We start from the raw sequence: 22,699 nt of genomic DNA on the forward strand, positions 1-22,699 counted from the left end.
TGTTACCACCTTTTTTCACAGACGATTCACATCGTCTGCCTCAGTAAGTACGGCCTTTTGACAAGGCGATACTCATCTGCACGATAACGTGTGCCACTCCGTCACAGCCTACTTAAGCCTTACACTGTTGTCCGCAGCATAACCACTGTTCGGTGTGAAGCTCAGGGAGGTATTCATCGTCCGCTTCCTTCCGCGCCTCTCATCAGCCGGCAGCTTTCTGTGGAAGCCCACGGGGATTACTTGTTCCCATCACAGCATTTCTGTATATGTCACCAAGTATACCCGTTAAAACTTCAGTTTGTCAAGCCCTTTTTTATAAAAATCACAGGTCATCATCACGCTGTGCGCCAGGTATATTCCCCATTATCTCTGATTCCGTAAAAATCACCGAAATTCAGATCAAAGATATCCTTTTCAATCCCTGAAATGGAAATCTCATTTTTAATGAGATACTGCCAGATACCTGCATGGGAAATATCTCCCTGAAGAAGCACACCCACTACTTTTCCGCCACGGATTATCACGCGTTTATAATTGCTTGCATCTTCTCTGGCGATCACCACATCGGTAGTTTCCGGAACGATCAGACCTACACAGAGAGATACCAGCCCAAAGAAATTAATGGTATTCTTGATTGCAAACCGATCCTCATATTCCACATTTCCCCCCATCATATTGAGGGCAGCCGTCTCTCCCTGTTTCTGGGCATTGGGCCAGATACCGGAAAGCCCTGTCACATCCCCGGCAGCATAGACATCGGCAGCACCGGTCTGCAGATAATCATTGACCTTCATGCCTCTGTCAACCACGATTCCTTCACCGTCAAGACCTGCGGTGGCACTTCTCACACCCGCCGCCACGATCACCATATCACACGGCAGTGACTCTCCATTGTCAAGAATCACCTCCGTGATTCTGCCGTTTTCATCCATTTTTGTCTCAGCAGCTTTTCTTCCCAGGTAAAAGGAAGCACCTGCCGCCTCAAAACGTTTCTGATATTCGAGAGCACCCGTTTTATCAAGCTGAATAGGCAGGATCTGATCTGCCATCTCCACAATGGATACCTTCTTTCCTGTTTCCATCAGACCGTAAGCCGCATCCAGCCCCACCAGGCCGGAACCGATGATGACGATCTGCTCTGCGCTTTCTGCCATTTTATCAATTGCTTCCGCATCGTGCAGATGGCGCAGCCCGAATACATTGGCAGCTTCCCGCAGATTTCCCACAGGAGGGATAAAGCTCTCAGCGCCTGTGGCGATCAGCAGCTTATCATAGGGAACTTCCCCGCCGTCTTCCAATATAACTTTCTTTTTGGCGGTATCGAGACCTGTAACGGTTTTTCCTTTTATCCAGTGAATCCTGTTGGTCTCAAAAAAATCTTCCGGTACAAAGCTCAGCTTTTCGGCTGTCCGCTCATGGCTCAAATATTTGTGCAGCATACAGCGGGAATGTACCTGTCGGTCCGTGGAGATCATGGTGATCTCCGCCTCTTTCTCTGCTTTCCGGATGGTCTTTGCCGCAGTAATGCCCGCAGCACCCACGCCTAAAATCACATATCCCATGCTACACCTCCTCTACCCAGATAGCCTCTTTTGGACAGGCTTTTACACAACTGGGTTCCTCGCCTTTGTCAATGCAGAAATCACATTTGATTACTTTTAAATGCGTCTTTTCATCCGGTTTTAAAACTCCGTACGGACAGTTCATGACACACATGAAACAGGAACCGCATTTTTCCTCATTGTACAGCACATGCCCGGTCTTCTCATCCTTTGTAAGTGCCCCGCTCATACAGGACATCACACACTCCGGCTGATCACAGTGGCGGCAGAAAATAGGAGTATAGCCGCCCTGCGGATTTTTATATATAAAGTTTCTGGTCTCGTTGGAAATGTCTGTCACGTCCAGGTCGTAAATTGTCCCCGGTGTTTCCCGGTGCGCCTGCATGCAGGCCAGGGAGCAGCTTTTACAGCCGTCACATTTGCTGGCATCCACCATAATTCTCTTCATAACCGCATCCCCCCTGTATCAGATATTTAAGCCTGCACGTTTTTCCTCGATAATTTTATCCAGAATCTCAGCGCTCTCTTTTGCATCACCATTGATAATAACCTGCCCGCCTGTGAGGGATTTCATATCCTCTGTCAGCACTTTTGTCACCACTTTGCTTCCTGTCACAAAAGGCGGCAGTCCCAGATGCAGCGGCAGTCCCAGAGCCAGGCCAAAGCATCCATCCGCCAGAGCCTGCTCCTCAAGCCACTGTGCAGCAGACAGTACCAGAGGAAGCTTCGGAATATCAACACCGATTGCCTCTGCCAGCTCTGTAGCAACAATCTCCAGACGTCCGATCGCAAGACATGGTCCAAAGTTCAATACCGGAGGAATATTCAGTTTCTCACATACAGCGCGCAGCTTCGGACCTGCATATTTCGCAGCCTCCGGAGTCATCAGTCCGCAGTTCTCAATACCTCCTGAAGAACAGCCTGCTGTCAGTACCAGAATATCCTTTGCGATCAGCTCTTTTGTCATTTCCACTGTCAGCACATCATGGCCGCCCGCTGTCAGATTGGAACATCCAACCACACCGGCAATACCCTTGATATCACCCGAAACGATCAGATCGATCAGCGGCTTCCAGTTACCACCCAGGAATTCCTTTAAGGACACTTCGCTGACACCTGTAAGGGTGTTGTCATTTCCATGTTCCGGCAGAAGATTCATGGGCACACTGCCTCTTCTTGCTTTATAAGCCGCAACGATCTCATCTATGATCTCTTCACTCTGTTTTTCTCTCTCTTCAAACACATAAGGTTTCAGCTCTGCATTTGCCTTCTTCGCCACATCATCCAGACAGATCTGTTTGATCTTCAGCTCCTCACAGATAGGCTCAATGCCGGGAAGTGTACAGTTAAACTCAGAGAGCACCGCATCAATACCGCCTGTAGCCAGCACAGCCTCACTGCTGTAGTTGTTTCCCGCATGACCGTCAAACACCTCTGTGTAATGCGCCCCGCGAAGCTGCAGATCCTGTCCCACACAGGTACATCCAACCAGCTTAAATCCTTTCGCACCGGCAGCTTTTGCCTTCTCCACAGCTTCCTTTGAAGTCAGCCTCTCCTGCAGATCCACAAAGATCGTGTGCTGATGTCCTGTGATCATAATATTAATATAATCCGGATCGATCACCCTGAGTCCCACAGGCGCCAGTCTGAGCTCCGGCTCACCCAGCAGCACATCATTCAGAAGATTCGTCAGTGTCAGTCCGTAAATACCTGTGGAAATACCCAGCTTCAGACAATCTGTCAGCATATCCACCGGATCTGAGTTCAGGTTAGTAGAGCATTTTACAACTCCATGGAACACCTCGCCTTTCGCGCCGCCCGGCAGGATTCCAAGCTCCTGCCATCTCTGGAATCTGGGAGCGTAAGCCATCTTCTCAACCAGCTCCATCTTCTCATATTCCGGTTTATACAGATCATCCAGCACCTTTTGGGCAACGATCTGCGCAGTCTCCCATTTATCTTTGCCTTCCACACCGAAAATCTCAGCCAGCCTCTTCAGGGATTTTTCTCCTTTGATCTCCCCTTTTGCCATAGCTGTCTTCTTCACATTCAGCGCCGTATTTTCCACAATATGTATATAACACCCTGACCCGCTTGCCACAGCCCTCAGGAAGTTACGAGCCACGATCACATCTGCCGTAGCACCACAGATTCCTCTCGGCGCCTTAGGTGTGATCCTGCAAGGCCCATTTGCACAAAGCCTGCAGCAGACACCCTGCAGACCAAACCCGCACTTCGTACTCTGTCCTTCCACCCTGTGATGCGAAGTCTCCATCGGCAGCTCCCGGATATACCCCTCCAGCTTCTTATCCGCACTTGCACATGTGTTACAACCAAAACACTGATTCATCTTAAATATCCTCCTAAAAATAAATAATTAAATAACTATCCTTTTACCTAAATATTTCCTTGACTGTTAATATTATAACAATCTAGATAAAATTAGTCAAGTATAACCGTAAAAAATTTTTCTTCTCACTTTTTATCCGTACTACTAAACCTGCCGCCCAATTTTTTCAATATGTCCCATCCCAGAAAAACAGCCGGACCTGGCCGCAGGTTTCCCTGTACGGACGTTTAAGAGCGTTTAGAGAATCTCTCAAGATCCACACGTTAGCAAGCACTTAGTGAAGAGCCCTAAGGCGATGAACTTAGTGCGGCTTACGTGTTAGCTTGAAAGTTCTCTGCTCTCGTCCGTACAGGGAAACCTGCGGCCAGGTCCGGCGTCCGGCATCAGCCATATCCGGCATCAGCCACCCTATTTTAAAGTCCCTCCTCCCCCCAACACTCCGTATTCCCAATCCCCAATTCCTCAGCCCTGAAAACCGGCTCAACCCCTCTCTTCTTCTGCTCCTCATAATCCCGAAGCACCTTAACAGCCGTCCCCCCAAGCAGCAGTATCACCACAATATTCAGCACAGCCATTCCCCCCATAGTAATATCCGCCACATTCCAGATGACTGAAAAATCCGCCTGCGCCCCCAAAAACACTGCCAGCAGACAACTCACCCGGAACACAAACAAAAGCCTCTTATCATCCTTGATAAACTTAATATTCGACTCCGCATAATAATAATTCCCCACCAGACTGGAAAACGCAAACGTAAAAATGGAAAACGTGATAAAATGAATCCCCCACGTCCCCACATTTGCAGAAATAGCCTGCTGCACATAGGGAATCCCATCCAAAACCCCTGACTTTCCTTCCACACCGGAAAGCAGCAGCATCATGGCAGTGGCGGAACAGATAAGCAGCGTATCAATAAACACGGAGAGCACCTGCACCAGCCCTTGTTTTGCCGGATGACTCACCGCTGCGCTGGCAGAAGCATTTGGTGCGCTTCCCATACCGGCCTCATTGGAAAAAAGTCCCCTCTTGATCCCGATCACCACAGCGCTGCCCGCAAACCCTCCGAAAATCGCCCTTCCGTCAAAGGCTTCCCTGAAGATCAGCGCAAAGACTTCAGGAATCCTTCCCGCATTCATCACCATGGTGGCAAGCCCCATGAGCAGGTAGCCGCCCGCCATCACCGGCACGATCACAGAAGTGATAAATCCGATCCTGTGGACCCCGCCGAAAATAACAAAAGCCGTAGCTGCCGCCAGCACGGCGCCTATAACAGCCGGATAAACACTGTCCGCATACCCCGGAATATAATATTCCAGGGAAGAGGACATATTAAAAGACTGCAGCCCGTTAAACCCGTAGGCAAAACAGATGATCAGCAGTACCGAAAATATAATTCCGAGATATCTCTTCCCAAGCGCCTTCTCCATATAATAAGAAGGTCCGCCTCTGAAGTCTTTTCCATCTTTCACCTTGTACACCTGTGCCAGGGTACTCTCAATAAAGGCGGATGCACTGCCGATCACAGCCATCACCCACATCCAGAACACAGCGCCGGGGCCTCCGGCAGCAATGGCTGTGGCAATTCCGGCAATGTTGCCGGTTCCCACTCTGGAGGCAGTGGATATCATCAATGCCTGAAAAGAGGATACCTGTTTTTTGCCGTCTTTCACCTCCGCTTTTTCAAGCAGCACGCGAAAAGCTTCGCCAAGCAGGCGTCCCTGTACAAAGCGGGTCCGCACGGTAAAATACACACCGGCACCCACAAGCAGTATCAATAACGGGTAGGTGTACATAAAATCGTTCACACGAGTCAAAATATTATTCAGCATATTGTTTTGTCCTTTCCAGTTCTTTGCCCGTCCGTCTTTACGGTAATGCATTGTTACTTAGTATCTTCTTTTTTTGGATATTTATGAAATCACAAAATGTTTTCTCCTGTCTGAAGACAATCCGACAACTCCCGGATTTCCTCCTTCAGTTCACGCTCTCTCTTCTCTGTCTGCAGGATCTTTCCTGCTTCCCGGTACGCCTTACAGCCATTTTCCAAGATGAACTTCATCACTGTCTCATCCCTGGAAATCTCCTCTGTGAACACAGCCATCTCCTGTCCGCCTGAAAAAGCCTCACCGGCAAAGGCAAAAGCCCGCTCCAAAAGCCGCTGCACATCTGCTCTTGCATCATCCAGTTTTTTCTTTTCCTGTTCAAACATCTCTTTTAATACAGAGGAAGCCGTGCATTCCTGCCGGCTGCTCACCTTTTTCCACTCATACAGATAACGCCTTACCCAGTCTGTCACATACCGGGCAAGATACGCTTCATCCTCCCGGTACAGTCCCGCTTCCTTTTTTATCTCCAGTGCGCGCTGCCGCTTTTCCATTTCATGATCCAGCATCCGGGCCGCCTCTTCCGGCTCCTGAACATCCAGACCGTTCTTCAGTCTGCGGGCTTCCTCATAAAGGGCCTTTGTCTCCCGTTCACCGGCATCATACCGGGCAAGCGCTGTATGCACGGCTCCCAAAAGAAGACTGATCACCGCCATACGTTCATCATAACCGGATCTTTTCAGCCGTTCCTCTTTCTCCTTTACCGCAGCATCATCCATAGTCCCGTCCAAAAGCGAAGAAAACGCATAATCTTCCTGATATTTTCTGCAGAGTCCGTAAAATCCCGTAAAATCCTTTGCTACTTCCGGCTGCTGGATATATTGGAACACGAACTCGTCTGTGACAGGAATCCCAAGCTCCTCATACACATACATCATCCGCGATAGATCCTCCCAGCCCCTGGCCGTGACAAAATAATGCCCCTCCGCATTTGCCTCGGTGCGGTAGAAATTCTCCCTCCGCACATCCAGGTATGCGGGAATGGATGCATGTATCCCATGTTCTCTGGCATAGCATTTCCATACGCCGTAATCCTCTGTCACCTCGATCCGCTTGATCCTGTCCAGGGTGACCATGTCAAATTCCCTTACGGATTTGTTGTACTCAGGAGGATTTCCCGCTGCCACTATGACCCAGCCCTCCGGTATCTTATGGCTCCCAAAAGTCTTGCACTGAAGAAACTGGAGCATGGTGGGTGCAAGCGTTTCTGAGACACAGTTGATCTCGTCAATAAACAAGATGCCCTCTCTGCACCCCGTCCGCTCCATGCACCGGTAAACAGACGCCACAATTTCACTCATGGTATATTCTGTCACCGTATATTCTTTTCCGTCAAACTGCCTTTTTTCAATGACCGGCAGTCCGATGGCACTCTGCCTTGTATGGTGGGTAATGGTGTAGGCCACAAGGCCGATCTGCAGGCTTTCTGCAGCCTGTTCCATTATAGCTGTCTTGCCGATTCCCGGAGGACCGATCAAAAGCACCGGACGCTGGTGCACAGCCGGTATGGCGTAAGTTCCGTCAGCCTTCTTTTTTGTGTAGGCCCGCACGGTATTTTCTATTTCCTGTTTTGCCTGCCCGATATTCATACTCCTGATCCTGCCTTTCTCTCATCCAGATACAGACGGATAGCCCACGAAGGGATTTTCACATTTCCCGGAGGCTCCTTTATTAAAATAAATGCTGTCTCATAGTCCGGCTTCCCGGCGGGATAGATGCCGTCCCCGTCCGTAAAATACAGAAGCCCTTTTAAATTTCTGATCTTTTTCTCTCTGATCAGCCTGTCCACATAAGTAAATACCGGGCGGAAATCCGTGCCGCCCCTTCCCTGGATCCGAATCTGCTTCATATAAGCCCGCCAGTCCTCCTCGCAGCACAGGGTCACATCCTCCTGGATGTAGCAGTCACACTGTATGACGTGGACATTCATTTTCCTGAAAAAATTTTCTCTCTCACTGAGCATGGAATACGTCTCTTCCAAAAAACGCTGTACCATTTCCCGGGAACAGGAGCTGGACGTATCAATGGCTATGACGATTTCCTCAAGCTTGCATGCCTCTGTATATTCCAGAGGCTCCACCAGTGGCATGTTACCATACATAGACAGTCCAAGGCAATAGGAAATATAATCAAAACTTTCCATATCGAGCTGGACTTCCTCTCTCTGCACAGCAAAACGCCGCAGAAATTTCCGGTAATCATACCTTCTTTTTTGCTGCAGCTCATACCATTCCTGCCTATTCCCTTTTTCACTTCCTGCCCTCTTACCGGCATTTCCCGCATCCCTGCTGGTATATGCCGCTGCCTTTTCCCATACATCCCGGATACCGGCAAGCTCTCCCTTGGAAAGCATTCTCCAGAGACTGTGCCCGTCCGTAAAAAACAGACTTCTCCAGGCATCTGTACAGCTCTTTCCAAACTCCCCCTCCCGCAGCATGTCATAAATCTGTGCTGCGGTCCTGGATTTTTTCCCCTTCCAGAACAGGCGGTAAACTTCCGTTTTTTCTTTTCCGGCTTCCCCTGTAAGGAAGGGCATGCCAAGGCAATCCACCGTATATTCTGCCACTATGTCACAGGCCAAATTCCACAGCTCCTCATCTCGTTCCTCACGGTCTGCGGGGTGCAGGTAGAGGCAATGGAACAGGCTGTGCAGATACACTCTGTTTATGTATTTCCTGCCCTTTTCCGCAAAATCAGTCAGAACAGCTTTGGGAGAATAATGGAGCACCCTGCCGTCTGTACAGGTGCAGGCACATGTTTCATCTGCTGCCGTTTTCAGATAACTGCATGCCAGCACAAAAAAAGGACAGGCGCAGGAAATTTCCTGCTTGGCCAATGCCCAGATTTCCTGTGCAATTTCCTCTGCCTGTCTCATAATTCCATATCCTTTCCGCCAAATCCGAACTGCTCCTCTTTTTTTGACAGAAGCCATAAAACACTTTCCGTACTTCCATACTTCTGCGCCAGTGCCAGAAGTTCATCCATCTGCACCGGTGTCACTGTATCCAAACCAAAAAGAACTTTTACTTTCTCTGTCTCCCTGGCTTTCATCAGTTTTTCCATGGCAGGACGGAAACGCTTCTTCAGATATTCCCTGTACCGCTCATATAAAAGGCCGTCCTCAGGGCATAATTCAAAAAAACGCTCCAGAGCAATTGCAAGGCGGATGTTCTCCTGCCTGCTTGACAGGAACTTCTCATCCTGTTCCCTGCTACTGTTCTTCATAATATTTTATCAGAGCCTGGGTGCCCAGGTCACCCAATCCTTTTTCATCCAGCTTCTTGTACATATCCAGTACTTCCATGAGAATAGGGAGTGTCAGCTTTCTGGCATCGGACTCCTCCAGGGCGATCTTCATATCCTTGATGTAATGTTTGATGAAAAATCCCGGATCATAGTCCTCTTTGATCATGCGGGGTGCCATATTATTCATCTGCCAGCTTCCCGCTGCGCCCTGACTGATACTGTCCAGCATAGTCTGTACATCAAGGCCTGCGGCGCGGGCATAGGTGATGGCCTCACACACACCTGCGATCACACCGCCAAGCGCAATCTGGTTGGCAGCTTTTGTGTGCTGTCCGTTGCCGGCTTTTCCCTCGTAGATAATAGTCTTGCCCATGGATTTGAACAGCTCCAGGCAGGCTTCAAACGCTTCCTCATCCCCGCCGGCCATAATGGATAAGGTGCCATGCCTTGCACCCACATCCCCGCCGGATACCGGAGCATCCACAGCGTAAATCCCTGCATCCCTTGCTCTCTCATAAATCTCCACGGAAAGCTTCGGGCTGGTGGTGGTCATATCAATGACATAGGTTCCTGGTCTGGCATTTGCTATGATTCCGGCCTCGCCAAAATAGACCTCCCATACGTCTTCGGGATAGCCAACCATGGTGATGACAGCCTCCCTGTCTCTGACGCACTGTGCTACGGTATCACACCATACGGCTCCCTCCTCGATGATATCCAGCACCTTCTCTTTGGTTCTCGTATAGATAGACAGTTCGTATCCTGCTTTCATCAGGTTGCGGACCATGGATTTACCCATGACTCCCACACCGATAAAACCTATTTTTTTCATTCTTTTACACCTCTTCTCGGTTTTCACTTATAACAGTTTACCATAATTCCGGGAAATTTACACCTGTTTTTTATGCATTGCTTTTTTCTGCATATATTCTATTACATCCCGCACCTGGGACAACTGCCATACATCCCGCACAGGGATTTCCACCTGAAACCTGTCCTCAAAGGCACAGACAAGGTTTGCCACATCCAGAGAATTCAGCGCCAAATCCCTGATAAAATCCGTATCGGGGGTCAGTTCGCTGATTCCGGTCACCTGATAAACAAGTTCTTCAATAACAGACAGGTAAGCTTCACTGCGCATCAAAAACGCCCCCTTTTTATTTTATAGATGGATGTCTTCTTAAACTCCGCTTCTGTCATGCGGATAAGCTGGATTCTTTTATGAAAAGGCAGTTTTTTATTCAGCTCATAAATCTCCTCCTGAATCCGCTCCAGCACTTCATAGCTTGTCATGCCCCGGGTCTTCTGCGGATCCGCGTAAATGACCGCGGAGAGCTTCACATCATCGGCTGTCTGCCCGTTACTGGCTCCATATACCATCACTTCCCTGACAAGAGGGATCTGCAGTATGAGCTCCTCCAACTCCTCGGGCACCACTTTTTTACCGTTGCTGAACACCACCAGATTCTTTTTTCTCCCCGTAATGTAGAGAAACCCTTTCCTGTCCATATATCCCAGATCTCCGGTACAGAACCAGCCATCCGAAAATGCTTTTTTTGTCTCCCCGTCCGCTTTATAATAACCTTTAAAGACTGACGGACCCTTAACCAGAATCTCCCCGTCCCGGATCTTCACTCTGGTCTCTGGAAGCAGCACGCCCACGGAATTTTCCCTGTGTCTGCGGTTTCTGTTTACGGAAATAAGAGGACCGCACTCCGTAACCCCGTATCCCTGCAGCACGCAGATTCCGTAGCAGCCAAACTCCTGGGCCAGCCGCTCGTTCTGCTGAGCACCTCCGCAGATGATAAGGGAGACAGAATCCCCGAGAACGCGGGTTAACGCATCGTGCACAAAAGGACTGCAGGACAGATGATATTTTTTCCGGCTTTGGTACCTTTTCAATGCCTTTTTTGCCTCCTCCCGCGTGCCGTCCCGCTTCTGTTCCAGACGGATGCTGCGGATCAGGGATTCCATCATCATGGGAACCAGAAGTATCATCTCCGGGCAAAACAGGCGCAGGTCCCGCATCCAGTTCTTCACACTTCCGTTCAATCCCAGATGCTGCCCCTGTGTCAGGACATTTAACGCACCGCACACAAGGGAATACGCATGATATAAAGGCAGGCAGGTATATGCCTTATCCCCTGCCTCCACCAGTGCCTGGGCATGGCAGGCATTGAACATAATATTGCCGTGGCTGAGCATGACCGGTTTCGGACTGCTTAAAGTACCGGAGGTGTAGATGATGACAGCCGTCTCATCTGCCTGTACTTTATCCATTGCAAGGTTCAGCTCTTCCTCCCTGCTCTTAAGCGCCTCGTATCCCCTTAAAAGAAGAGAGGGAAAGCTGTTGTCACTGTGAGCATCCCACAGGCAGAGCACAGGGCAACCGGGAAAATCCTGAAACAGAAATTCATATTCCCGGGAAACGGCAGCCATGCAGGAGTCACCGTAACGGATGCACTGCAGGATTTTCTCATCCTGCTGCTCCACATCCACAGGAAGCGCCACAGCGCCCACAGAACAGCAGGCCAAAAACATCACAAGCCACTCATAGCCGTTCTCCCCTGCGATCGCCAGATGTTTCCCTGCGATACCCATATCCAGGAGCACCAGCGCAAGCGCCTTTGCATCCCTTGCAAGCATCCGGTAGGTATAGCAGTGTTCCTTTCCCTCCCAGTCATAGACAGTGACCGCCGGTCTGTCCCCAAAGCGTGACTCTGCCTTCTGCAGAAATTCCCCGACTGTCTCATATGTATTTACATTGTTTAAAGGATAATCCAGTCTCATGTCCCCTCCAGTTCTCCCAGCTCACCATTTGCTATCAGCTCCAGAAAAACCTCCACCAGCCCTGCGTCAAATTGTGTGCCCTTCCCCGCTTCCAGCTCCTCTTTTGCTTTTGCCAGGGAAAGTCGTTTTCTGTAATGACGGTCCGACATCATGGCATCAAAAGCATCGGCAATGGAGATCATCCGCGTTTCCGGGGGAATCTGTTCCCCTCTCAGGCCGTCCGGATATCCGCGGCCGTCTATCCGTTCGTGGTGCGCCCGCACGATCTCTCCCAGATTGTGAAACATGTCTATGCAGGAGAGAATCTTCCCTCCGATTTCCGGATGTCTTCGTATCACGGCAAACTCTTCCTCTGTCAGTTTATCCTCTTTGCACAAAATTGCGTCAGAGACTCCTACTTTTCCGATATCGTGGAGCAGTCCGGCGCACCTGACACATTCTGTCTGGGATTCTTCCATCCCTGTCTTCTTGGCTATTTTCTCTGCGTACATGGAGACCCTGTCAGAATGCCCCCGGGTGTAATCATCCTTGGCATCCACCAGAAGCCGAAGGGCCTCCACGGTCTGCATATAGCTCTCTTTCAGCCGGGAATACGTCAGACTGAGTTTTCTGTTGTTAATATTCAGAAGCATGTGAAGGATCGTGTTGTGAAGCGCTGTGGTGACCTGTTCCCCGTAGACAGCCAGAAGACGCTGCTGCACATCAGAATAGGCGGAATCCCGTCCGATTCCCAAAACTCCCAGAAAGATATCATGGTTTGCCTTGAGCGGAACCAGGAAAAGTCCGTCAAACTCCTGAATATCCCCGCTGCTGCCCGCCTTCTGCACAGCATTTTCAAGCTGCGGATAATCCTCTTTTAAAAACTGTTCCAGTTTTTTTTCATATTTTCCGCTTCCCTGGAAAATATCATCCGGCAGATTTTCCACAGGCATGGATGATATGATTCTTTTGGGCTTGATCCAGGCAAATCCGTGCCTATTATCCCCCAAAAGCAGCATCTGTCCCAGAATCCTTCCAAGTACCACATCCAGGGAGAGAAGCTGATGTATACTGGGTATGGAGCCTAAGATGGATCCCAGCCCGTCCTGGTAACGGTAGACCGTGCGCATCTGCCGGATGGACTTGACACAGCTTTCCACTAAGAGTTCAAGCTGGTCAAAACGGTCGCTTTTCTCAAAATACCCCTGAATATCCAGCTCCCGGATCGTGTTCAGAGGCGGTGCCACCTCCCTGTGCCCGGTAAGCATGATCACAAAAATTCTGGTATCAAACTGCCGCAGACGTGCCACCACCTGATCCCCGCAGATGGGGTACATGATAAAATCCAGCAAAAGAATATCATAGGATTTGTTCTTCATCTTCTCCAGAGCGCCCAGCGGATCGTTTTCCGTCTCTACAGTATAGCCGGAGGATTCAAAATAGGAATACAGTGCGTCCGTAATATTCTTGTCGTCATCCAGAACCAGCATGGTGAAGCCATTTTTCTGCTGTCCTGCCTTATTTTTTCGCATACCTTCTTCACCTCAAATAATCTTTTCTCTTAACTTTGCAGGGGCAGTTCCACGCAGAAGACAGCTCCGCCCTCCGGCAGATTTTCAGCCCACATTCTTCCGCTGAACTTACCCCGTATCAAACCTGCGGAACTGTAAAGCCCCAGGCCGGTTCCCATTGCCCCTTTCGTCGTCACCATGGAGTGAAACAGCCGTTCCATAACCTCCGGGGCAATTCCCGGTCCGCTGTCCTTCACCTTGATCAGAATATTCCCGTTTTTCTTTTCCGCGCAGAGGGTGATCTTCCCGCCTTCCTCCTTCATGGCATCCATGGCATTGTCCACCAGATTGTTGACCACCTGTACCAGATTGTTGATATCCCCCTTTAAAACAGCATCCCCGGGCAGTTCATTTTCCATGGATAAAACACAGCCGTGCTTGGCAAGACTGTGCTTCATCAGCAGAAACACTCTTCTGAACACTTCATCCACTGTAAATTCCACAATATTGTTGGTGTTCATATTCGTAGCCAGTCCCTTCACTGTGGTGATGATATCAGACATGTAAGCACAGCTCTCCCTGATTTTTCCAAGCCACGCTCTCATATCCCCCGCAATTTCCTGATAATCCTCCACCGTCACATCTTCATCCCCAAGACTGATCGTATATTCATCCACCAGTTTTTCCAGAGACTCCACACTGCCTGAGACAGACATGATCGGTGTTTTTAAGTTATGGGAAATGCCTCCGATCATCTGTCCCAGGGAAGCCAGCCGCTCCCGCTCCATCTCCTGGCTCAGTTTCTGCTGCTGCTGCCGAATCTCCTCTTTTACCTGTGTCACGTCCTTGAAAAGCGCCACCACGCCCATCATTCTCTGTTTTCCGAATACCGGAGTCAGCTCCACGGAATAATAAATCTTTTTGTCGTCTTTTATCACTGCCTGCTCATAGGTGATCACGCTCACCGTCTGTCTGCAGATATCAAAAAAACTTAACAGATTGTAGATCACATCCCTTTTCTGTTCATCCAGAACTTCCACCTGCCGGTCCAGATATACGTTATTTTTCATACCGTAGCTTTCCCCGAAATTCTCCCGGAAGGCATCATTCATATTGATGATCTGGCTGTCTGAGGAAATGATCACATAACCATCCGAAATATTGTCAATTATATTCTGCAGTGCGATGGGCTTGATGTTTAAAAAATTCAGATAATAAATTGCTATTCCGTGGCAGATGATCGTGAACATGAAAGCAATGGGAGTTGCCGCGATGGACAGATTGACAATCTTCAGGGTTGCTAAAAGATTGACACACACCGGCACGATCAGCCCCCATGCAAATAAAATGGACTGCCACACTGCGCTGTTATTTCTCTTCCTGATGCCGTTCCTTAAGGCCAGCACAATGGACAGAATACAGTAAATATAATACTGACTGCCTGACAGGATGAACAACGGTCCGAATTTCACCTCTGAGGCATAGATGGAAAACTGTTTATAAAAAAGATGATGCCATGGATTTGTAAATACAATCAGGGAGGTCACCACCGGCAGGATATAGAGAAAATAAAATATCCTTGGAAGCTTTTCATAATTGTATATAAACGCAATTGTCAAAAGCAGCACAGTGACCACCATCAGCGCGCAGGCACCGCAGGTGATAGCGTCCAGTATGGTGAGCACCTGCATACTGCTGTCAGCACCCCCCAGGATTCCGGCAATCGCCAGAAGCCAGATAAGGAGAAACGCCGATGCCGCCACGTAGAGCCTCTGCAGCAGCGGCAGTCTGCCCTTCCGGATACAGCTGTAAAGAAAGAAAATCAGAATAGTGACCGCTACATCCACCAGATGTGTCATGATTCGTTCCATAAAATCTCCCTGCTTTCCTCTCAGCTTCTAAAACAGCGCACTGCCTGATATAAGTCCGTATGGTCCCAGTCAAACTGCACACGTTTCAGTTCACACACCGTCCTTCTCGCATCCACATAAATGGCAGTTCTCTGTGCCCTGCCTGAAAAATAAGTTTCCGCTGCAGCCTGTATATAGGGTGAACTGGACGCTGACGCCTGTTTTCTCAAATTTTCCTCAAATACCTGGTCAGATACACACTCTACCTGCCCGCATTCTTCCAGAAGGGCACCCAAAGACACCTCATCCGGGTTCACAATATGCCAGGCACCGCCCGGCTGTCCCATCAGACTGCAGACGGCCCGGGCACACTGGTCTACAGGTGTGACCTCAAGCAGCATGCGGTAAAATTCTTCCGGCATCTGCCCAAGTTCCAGAATACCTTTTACCAGACGGTAAAACGCGTTGGTCTCCGGATTTATCTGGAACACCCCGTCGCTCTTTCTGCCTATGAGGCGTCCAACCCGGAAAATACCGGCCTTCAATCCCCTGTCCATGGCCCGGCAGACCCACGCCTCAGCCAGGATCTTGCTTTTCACGTAGGGATTCTCCTCCCAGTTCTGCCCCATATCCAGATCTCTCTCCGAGAATACTGCCGGCAGCTTCGGTGCATCCTTTAAAAATTCTCCCGAAACACTGACTGTGGAGATATGAATATACAGCGCGTCCGCTTTCTCAGCCAGGGAAACCATATGCTTTGTCCCCTCCACATTTGTCAGAAGCAGTTCCTCCATGGGTGCATAATGACGGACATCCGCTGCCGCATGGATTACGGTTTCTATGGTATCTGTGAGGTTTTCATATATCTCCCTGTCAAGTCCCAGATCCGGAAGGGTAATATCTCCCTCCAGTATCCTGACCTGTCTTTTTATTTTGTCTGCACCGCTTTTTCCGAAATAGAAGGAAAGCACCTGCGTAAGCTTTGCCTCTCTGCCTTTTCTCAAAAGACAATATATGGTTTTCTGATCATCTGCCGTCAGTTCTCGAAGAAGATGTGCTCCCAGATAACCGGCAGCGCCTGTCAGCAGTAAATTTTTCCCTGTATCTGCTTTCTCGGAAAGACTGCATACATATCTTGGCAGACGTTCCTCCGCTGCGGCCGGCTTTGACTCGAGCCCCTCTGTTTTCTCCTCTTTTTCGGAGACATGATCCGCGCTCTTTCCAATCATCTGTATCTGTTCCCGCAAAGTGGGATGCCGGTAAAAATCGTTGAGTGAAAAATCCCAATGCCGGCTGTAATAGTGGCTCAGGACCACAATAGCAGTCAGAGAAGTTCCTCCCTGTACAAAAAAGCTCTTATCCAGATCCGGCTCCTGGCCCAGAACTTCACGCCAGATTTCCTCCGGTGCGATAACCGTTTCATCGGAATGTTCGTCCTTCGGTGCGATAACTGTTTCATCGAAATGCTCGTCCTCCGCAGCCTGTGCGTTTTTCTCTTTTGTATCCGAAATACATGCCATTCCTTCCAGAGCCTTCCTGTCCGCTTTTCCGCTGGAGGTCCTGGGCATCTGCGCAAGAGTTCTCACCTGACCGGGTACCATATAGTCAGGCAGCCTCTCTGCCAGAAAATCTCTTACGGATCCTTCCGAAAATCCGGCCTGGGGCACAGCAAAAGCACAGAGCGCTGATACGGTTCCCTCTCTTTTCACAGGCACCACTGCCGCCTCTTTTACAAGACCGGACTGCAGCATCTGTGCCTCGATTTCTTCAGGCTCAATCCTGTGTCCGTTGAGCTTTAGCTGAGAATCCACTCTTCCCAGGCACTGCCAGTTCCCGTCAGCCCGAAGGCGTCCCAGATCACCTGTTTTATACATGAACTCACCCGCAAAGAAGGGGTCCGGCAGAAATGCCTGTTCCGTAAGATCATCCCTGTTGATATACCCTTTTGCAAGGCATTCCCCGGCTATGTAAATCTCACCTGTCCCGGTAGGCATCACCTGCCGCATCTCCCGGTCCAGAAGATAATAGCGGCAGTTGCCGATGGGCTTTCCTATGTGGATGGCATTGTCATCCGTAATATCCCCCTGGCAGTTGTAAACAGATGTCTCTGTGGGACCATAGATATTAAAGATCCGGGCATTGGTAAGCTTCCTGATTCTCTCCTTCAGTGCCAGTGTCCACGGCTCTCCCATGAGGATCAATACCTCCGTCTGTGCAAGAACTTCCGCAAAGGAAGCCTCCTGCAGACACATCTGTATTCTGGAAGGCGTGAGCTGCAGCACCGCAGCGCCGTCCTTTCTCATCCGCTCCGCCATCTTCCAGGGGAGAAGCATTTCCTCCTCATCCGCCACACTGACACGCCTTCCTCTGGCAAGGGCCAGCAGCGTCTCTATGGTAAACACATCAAATACGCAGTTGGACGCACAGAGCACACAGCTATTCTCCCTTCCGAGAATAGCATCTGCATGTGCCGCCAGGTTTGAAATTGCTTTGTGTACCATCATAACGCCCTTGGGCTGTCCTGTTGTTCCTGAGGTATATATCACATTCAGCACATCCCCGCCGCTGCGTCCCTTTACAGGCAGTTTTGCCCTGTCACCATCAAAGACAGGGGGAAGCACCGGACAGGGGATCTCCCCGGGCAATTTCACTTCATTGCTGCACAGAAGCAGCTTTGCCTCCGCATTTTCCAGCATATAGCAGATCCGTTCTTTCGGAAGTGCAGGGTCCAGGGGAAGATAGACAGCTCCTGCTTTTAAAATTCCCAGCATGGCTGCCAGCATATCCCCATCCCGTTTTAAAAGAAAGGCCACTCTGTCTCCATGCTGAATATTCCTGCTGATCAGATACGCTGCCAGACCATCTGACTTTTCTTTTAATTCCCCGAACGTATATGTCTTATTACTGCCCCAGCATACAGCCGTGCGTGACGGATAGAGACGTGCCTGCCGGTCGATCAACCGGTCGATCAGAGTACCGTCATAAGGCATTCTCACAAAATTCGGTTCCTCCAGCAGGCGGATTCTGTCACTGTCCTCCAACAGACTGATGCTGCCGATCTCCTGATGGGGAAGCTCCAGGATCTGTCTTAAGATTTCCAGATAACAGCGGCTGTAAAACGCAATGGTCACACTGTCAAAAAGAGATTTCGCGTACTCAAAACAAAAACGGCTTTCCTCTCCGCTTTGGATCACTTCCAGATGAAGATCCATCTTCACAGATACTTCTTCCATCTGCACCATGGAGAGTTTCGCATCTCCCAGAGGCAGATTTTCGGTCTGCGCTGCGGTCAGGGAAAACAGCACCTGATACAGGGGATTCCTGTCCCTGTTCCGCTCTGCATTTGACATGGCTACGATATCTTCCAGGGGTGTATCCTGATTGTCCAGCATTTCCAGCACACGTTCCCGCACCTGATGCAGATATTCCAGATAGTTTTTCTTTCTCTCCGGCTCCAAAAATACAGGAAGGGTATTCACGAACACACCTGTCACCCGGCTCAGATCCCCGTGGCGCCGGCCTGAAACAGGAGTCCCCACAACGATTTTTTCCTGTCCGCACACGCCGAAGAGCAATATGCCGAATGCGGACAGAAGCAGCATGTAAGGGGTCACCTGCTGCTGGGCACAAAATTTTCTTCCCGCTTCCTCCATCTCATGCGGCATATGGAAATAATATCTGGCCCCCCGCCCGTCAAACACACCGGGGCGTATCCTGTCTGTGGGAAGACGAAGCTCCTCCCGGTCTTCTAAAAGCCTGGCCCTCCAGTAATCCTCCTGGCGTTTCTGCAGTTTTTCCGGTCTTTTATCCACCCACCAGGCATAATCCCTGTAAGTAGTATTCGGCATTTCCGTCTCTTCCCCCAGGCACGCTCTGTGAAGCCGTTCAAAAACAAGCTGGCTGCTCATGCCATCGGAGATCAGGTGATGTATATCCAGAAGCAGATATTTCTTTTCCCCCTCCGTGAAAAATCCGGCCCGCATAAGCGGCGGTCTGTCAAGGGAAAACGGCCGTATAAAACCGGCGGCCGCCTCTTTTATATTCCGCCCCTGCACTTCCTCCAGCTCAAACTCCACCTGCCTGTGCACACGGGCCTGTACCCTGGAACCGGATATCTCAAATCCTGTCCTGAAGGTCTCATCCTCCTCTATGATTCTGTGAAACGCACGAGTCAGTGTTTCCCTGTCCAGATTACCCTCCACGAGAAAAATCCCGGGCATGTGATAGCCTGTCTTTGTCTCATCTGTCTGCTCCAGCACATAAAAGCTTCTCTGGGCAGCCGTCAGCGGATATGTATCACCGTCAGGGGCCTTTGGTATCTCTGTGTGGTAAGAGGACGCATCTGCCTTGCTGCCGCGCAGCAGATTGGCAAAGCGCCGTACAGTCCGGCAGGCATACAGGCTGGTCAGCTCAGGAAGGACAGAAAACTCCCGTTCCACTTCCGTCAGCATGGCAACCGCGTTCAGGGAATCCCCGCCGCTTAGAAAATAATCGGAATGAATGCTCAGCCCGGGCTGCTGCAGGGATTTCCTCCATATTTCCAGCAGTTTTTCTTCCAGTTCGTCGGCAGGTGCCTCCTGTACATCAGGCATATACGGTTTCGGAAGCTTTTTATAATCCACTTTTCCGCTGGCAGTGACCGGCATTTCTTCCAGAAGCACCGCCATTGCAGGCACCTGATATCTTGGCAGATAAAATGCCGCGTAAGAGAGAAGTTCTTCTCCCTCAAGCCCTTCCCCGGAGGTATAATAGGCAATCAGAAGATTGTCAAAAGCTTTCACTGCAGCCATATTTACTTTTGGATGCGACACCAGTTTTTCCTCAATCTCCGCAGGCTCCATTCTGTGCCCCAGGATTTTTAACTGTCCGTCTTTCCTGCCCGTAAATATGATCTCACCGTCCTGCGTCCAGTATCCCATATCACCTGTCCGGTACAGACGTTCACCGGGAATATAGGGGTCCTCCACGAACTTTTTCCTGGTGAGTTCCTCATCTCCATGATACCCCCTGGCCAGGCAGTCCCCGCCGATATAAAGCTCACCGGCAGCACCCACAGGCAGGGGACGCATGGATTCGTCCAGTATATAAATTCTGCAGTTGCCGAGAGGTTTCCCGATGGAAATCATCTCATTGCCGGTAACCGCGCTGTGACTCACTGCCACAGTGGCCTCAGACGGACCGTATTGGTTATATAATTGAACAGAAGAACAGAAACGCAGAGCATGGTAAAGCTCCGGAGGCATACTTTCTCCTCCGCATACAACGCATTCTATATGAGACATGGCCTTTCCAAATGCCGGGTCCTTCAGATATTCCAGAAGCCTGGAGGGCGTTAAAGCCATAAATCCGGCGTCGTAACCGTTAATGAGATCTGCCAGACCTGCAGGCCGGTTACAAACGGCCTCCTCCGCCATCACAATGGTCCTGCCGTTTAACAGCGCGCTGATGCTCTCCAGCAAAAAGGCATCAAAACCCACATTGCAGATGGACAGAACCGCCCCTTTGGGATAAAGAGGTGCCATGGCAGCCGCCAGATTCAGCACACTGTGCTGCTCCACCTCCACAGCCTTCGGTGTTCCCGTACTTCCGGATGTATAGACAAGATAGGCCAGGTCATCAGGTCCTGCAGCAACACAGGCGGCACTCTTTCCCTTTGCAAGCATTTCCTCCGTTAAGACCGGTACGGCGGGATTTAAAATCTCCGCTGTCCCGTCCGAGACAACAAGAACCGCCTCACTTCCCTCCAGCAGTTCGCTGATACGCGCAGCCGGCTGGCGGCAGTCTATAAGCAGCCATGCATTACCGGAAAACGCCACAGCAGCCATAACAACCAGAAGCCTGTCACTGCGCTCCATTAGGACAGCTACATTTCTTCCTCCTTCAGGACAGAAACAGGCAATTTTCCCTGCAAGCTGCTCTGCCTCCCTTATGAATCTTTCATAGGTAAGCCTCTCATTTCTGAATATGACAGCTGCCCTTTTTGGATTCATGACTGCCTGTTCCCGCAGATGGTCGGCTATATTCTGTTTTCTCGGATACCAGGTATCTGTCTGGTTAAAGTCAAAGATGAGGCGCTCTTCCTCCTCCTCACTGATGACAGACAGTTCTTTTATGGGTGTCTTGGGATGCAGCAGGGCACTGTGCAGAATGTCCATCAAATGCTGATGCAGAGTCGTGATCTCACGCTCGGAAAAAAGCTGTGTCTGATAATCATAATCCACCTGAAACCGGTTATCCTCATCTCTGCTGCTCAAATGAATACACAGAGGTTCTGCCTGGTAGCCACTGTAGAGCCAGCGCCCTTCCAGGGTCACCTGGGCGCCCTGCAGATGGTGGATCTGCCCGTTCTGGTAGGACAGTACAATTCCGAAGAGCTGATCCGGTGCGGCTCCCTCTTGATTCCGGGCAGCCAGCTTTTTTATCTCCGAAAACGGCATTCTCTGGTGATAGAGAAGCTGGTACCAGTCTGTCTGCAGCTTTTCATTAAATTCCTGAAAGGAAATGGATGCATCCAGCTCATTGACAAAGGGCAGAGTATTTACAAACATGCCTGCCATCTGTTTTTCCTTGAAATTCAGACGGTTAATGGTGGGGACACCGATGCAGAACCGCTCCTGCCCTTTGATCCTGCGCAGATAGATCGCCAAAGCCATATAAAACACGGCAAAAGGGGATACCTTCTTTTCCCTGCAGAAGCCTGCGATCATACGGTTCATCCGGTTGGAGACTGCAAAAGACCTGCGGATTCCCACAGGGCTGACCTGGGCGTAGGGATGTTCTTTTGCTGCTGCCGGCTGTATATCCTTCAGCATGGACTTCCAGTATTCCCTGTCACGTTCAAAGCTTTTTGAGGCGAGATACTTATTCTCAAGCTCAATATGCAGCGCATAGTCCGGCATAGGCTCTCTGTCCGGCGCCTCCCCCTTTAACATGCGGAAATAGTTGTGAATGATCCGGTTGGTCACAACCGTCTGGGACCAGGCATCCGCTATGATATGATGCACTTTTGTCAGAATTCCGCCTGTATTTTCCGCCCTCTTAAAAAGTATCATCTGACACAGGGGGGAATCCAGAAGCGTAATATGCTCCCGTGCCACGGAAACATCCCAGATATCCGCGCCCTTTTTGTTTGTCCTGGAAAAATCCAGAAACGGAACATTTCTTTGTATATGCGGATCAATATACTGGCACACCTCTCCCTCCCGAAGTGTGATCCTGGTGCGCAGAACAGGATAGTCCTCATAACAAAGCCTGATACATTCCTGCAGATACTCCACATGAAAATTACCGTCAATGCGCAGTACGGTGCATATGGTATTGATCGGCGTACCCGGATGGGCCATCTCCAGATTCCATATGTTCTGCTGGCTGTTTGACAATGGCAGAAATTCCCTGATGTCTTTTGTCTCTTGTGCTCTCTCTTCCATTCTTTCCCTTTTTCCTCCGTATACATAATAAAACACAGGCCCCGAACTGCCCGGCCCTCCGCACATATGTGCAGACTTCCACGGCATTCCCGTCCCATGAC

Annotated in this window: 13 protein-coding genes; all 13 read right to left on the bottom strand. The window is 50.0% G+C overall.

Going from position 1 to position 22,699, the window contains the following annotated elements; genetic code table 11:
* Positions 1-335: 335 nt before the first annotated feature.
* The 13 genes from WMO65_RS08740 to WMO65_RS08800 all read right to left on the bottom strand — a co-directional run bounded on the left by WMO65_RS08740 (position 336) and on the right by WMO65_RS08800 (position 22,598).
* On the bottom strand, positions 336-1,562 hold the full coding sequence (locus WMO65_RS08740) for an NAD(P)/FAD-dependent oxidoreductase (RefSeq protein ID WP_103732855.1): 1,227 nt from the start codon (positions 1,560-1,562) through the stop codon (positions 336-338).
* Between the two features lies 1 nt (position 1,563).
* Entirely contained in the window at positions 1,564-2,010 is a 447-nt protein-coding gene (locus WMO65_RS08745) for a 4Fe-4S dicluster domain-containing protein (protein ID WP_033141772.1), read from the bottom strand.
* 18 nt (positions 2,011-2,028) lie between these two features.
* A complete protein-coding gene (cooS, locus tag WMO65_RS08750; RefSeq protein ID WP_033141773.1) occupies positions 2,029-3,912 on the bottom strand; it encodes an anaerobic carbon-monoxide dehydrogenase catalytic subunit in 1,884 nt (627 codons plus the stop codon).
* Between the two features lie 413 nt (positions 3,913-4,325).
* On the bottom strand, positions 4,326-5,741 hold the full coding sequence (locus WMO65_RS08755; protein WP_033141844.1) for an alanine/glycine:cation symporter family protein: 1,416 nt from the start codon (positions 5,739-5,741) through the stop codon (positions 4,326-4,328).
* Positions 5,742-5,830: 89 nt separating this feature from the next.
* The gene (locus tag WMO65_RS08760; RefSeq protein WP_148392732.1) at positions 5,831-7,384 is read right to left on the bottom strand and encodes an ATP-binding protein; all 1,554 of its coding nucleotides are present in this window, start codon (positions 7,382-7,384) and stop codon (positions 5,831-5,833) included.
* Positions 7,381-8,670: a vWA domain-containing protein gene (locus WMO65_RS08765; RefSeq protein WP_148392733.1), complete on the bottom strand. Its 1,290-nt coding sequence runs from the start codon at positions 8,668-8,670 to the stop codon at positions 7,381-7,383. The genes WMO65_RS08760 and WMO65_RS08765 overlap by 4 nt, the downstream gene beginning before the upstream one ends.
* The gene (locus WMO65_RS08770; protein ID WP_103731092.1) at positions 8,667-9,020 is read right to left on the bottom strand and encodes a hypothetical protein; all 354 of its coding nucleotides are present in this window, start codon (positions 9,018-9,020) and stop codon (positions 8,667-8,669) included. The genes WMO65_RS08765 and WMO65_RS08770 overlap by 4 nt, the downstream gene beginning before the upstream one ends.
* Positions 9,007-9,873: an NAD(P)-dependent oxidoreductase gene (locus tag WMO65_RS08775; RefSeq protein WP_103731093.1), complete on the bottom strand. Its 867-nt coding sequence runs from the start codon at positions 9,871-9,873 to the stop codon at positions 9,007-9,009. The genes WMO65_RS08770 and WMO65_RS08775 overlap by 14 nt, the downstream gene beginning before the upstream one ends.
* 57 nt (positions 9,874-9,930) lie before the next feature.
* Positions 9,931-10,182: an acyl carrier protein gene (locus WMO65_RS08780; protein ID WP_033141778.1), complete on the bottom strand. Its 252-nt coding sequence runs from the start codon at positions 10,180-10,182 to the stop codon at positions 9,931-9,933.
* Complete coding sequence (locus WMO65_RS08785) at positions 10,182-11,831, bottom strand: AMP-binding protein (RefSeq protein WP_033141779.1); 1,650 nt, start codon at positions 11,829-11,831, stop codon at positions 10,182-10,184. Before WMO65_RS08785 ends, WMO65_RS08780 begins: the two co-directional genes overlap by 1 nt.
* Positions 11,828-13,342 (bottom strand): HD domain-containing response regulator, encoded by a 1,515-nt coding sequence (locus tag WMO65_RS08790; RefSeq protein WP_148392734.1) that lies wholly within the window; start codon positions 13,340-13,342, stop codon positions 11,828-11,830. Before WMO65_RS08790 ends, WMO65_RS08785 begins: the two co-directional genes overlap by 4 nt.
* Before the next feature lie 29 nt (positions 13,343-13,371).
* Entirely contained in the window at positions 13,372-15,192 is a 1,821-nt protein-coding gene (locus tag WMO65_RS08795; RefSeq protein ID WP_033141781.1) for a histidine kinase N-terminal 7TM domain-containing protein, read from the bottom strand.
* A 20-nt stretch (positions 15,193-15,212) separates the two neighbouring features.
* Positions 15,213-22,598 carry a non-ribosomal peptide synthetase gene (locus tag WMO65_RS08800; RefSeq protein WP_148392735.1) on the bottom strand — a complete coding sequence of 2,462 codons (7,386 nt, stop codon included), beginning with the start codon at positions 22,596-22,598 and terminating at the stop codon, positions 15,213-15,215.
* Positions 22,599-22,699: the final 101 nt, after the last annotated feature.

It is taken from the genome of Blautia caccae (assembly GCF_040095955.1).
GTDB lineage: Bacteria > Bacillota > Clostridia > Lachnospirales > Lachnospiraceae > Blautia > Blautia celeris.